Origin of the sequence: Benzoatithermus flavus (genome assembly GCF_037908215.1) — a bacterium.
Taxonomy (GTDB): domain Bacteria; phylum Pseudomonadota; class Alphaproteobacteria; order Geminicoccales; family Geminicoccaceae; genus Benzoatithermus; species Benzoatithermus flavus.
This window is the reverse complement of record NZ_JBBLZC010000067.1, coordinates 1-1,219: the sequence shown is the minus strand read 5'-3', so window position 1 is coordinate 1,219 and position 1,219 is coordinate 1. Positions and strand designations below refer to the sequence as shown.

The window sequence follows — 1,219 nt, the reverse complement described above, 5'->3', positions numbered from 1 at the left end:
TACGGTACTGTTGAAGGGAAGCTTTTTGAAGTTGATCCCTCTACTATGAAAGTAACTATTTTGCTTGATCATAATGCTTGGGATTTAGCAATAGATAAAAATGGTACTCTTTATGTAAGAAACTTGGAGAGATTATATTCTTTTCAGAGAAAATAGCAGTATACCCGTGGTGCTAGATAAACTCAAACAAGCATAAAAATAGCCCTTGCATGAGGATCCCCTTAAAATGAAAGTGCAACCAACCATTAAAAAAGGAGGATCCCTATGCAAGAGCACTTTCATTTTACTACAGATCGAGCCAAGATTCAAAAGCAATATGCCGCCATTTTCGTTTTTGTTTCTGCTCAACTTTCATGCATTCAGGTGCATCTTCATCGTCGAAATCGCCATTTGTTCAAGCAAGAGGACGCTGTCATCATCGCCATTCATCTTTTAGGAAAGCTGCTCGGTTTTACATCCGAACGGGCATGGCATCGTTTTGTCACGGGAAATTTGTTCACAAACGGCTCGTTTCTTGAACGCTCCCGGTATAACCGCCGCTGCCGGGCGCTTGGCTTCGCCATCAAATGGATCCGTCATGAGCTGGCAAAACGCGGCCAACATCATGCTATGCCGTCGTCGACAGCTTGCCGCTCCCGTTGTGCCATACCGCAAGAATGCATCGCGTCAAACGGTTTCAAGAGATCGTCGACATCGGGTATTGCGCTTCCAAAAAGCAATGGTACTACGGGTTGAAGCTGCACCTTCAAGTGACCGATCAAGGGCTGCCAATGGGGTATGTGGTGACGGAAGCATCTTGCCACGATCGAATCGCAGCCGAAAGCGTGATGACCCAAATTCCCCACCCGTATAACTTCGGGGACAAAGGATTCATTAGCCGTGACTTGCAAAAAAGGCTGTACGAAGAATACCAAATGGCGCTTTGGACTCCGTCTCGAAAAAACCAGAAACATCGTGCGTCTGAGACATGGGAGCAGTGGATCCAACAAAAACGCAAAGTGATCGAGACGGTGTTCTCGGTTCTGGTTGACCACTATCGCATCACGGGGATCCGAGCCAATTCGATTATCGGATTTGAAGTGGCACTAGACGGTATATTGTTAGCTTATTCCCTGGTTACACTTGGGCTAGTTGAGCGCTAAAGCTCAACTAGCACCACGGGTTAAATAAACGTGTATATCGGACACATCACGTCCACTTTTTTGGCATATGCCTCAAT

At 46.0% G+C, this 1,219-nt stretch carries 1 pseudogene; it reads left to right on the top strand.

The features are described from left to right. Positions 1–264: 264 nt before the first annotated feature. Positions 265–1,142 (top strand): annotated as a pseudogene (locus U1T56_RS24070) (IS982 family transposase). Positions 1,143–1,219: the final 77 nt, after the last annotated feature.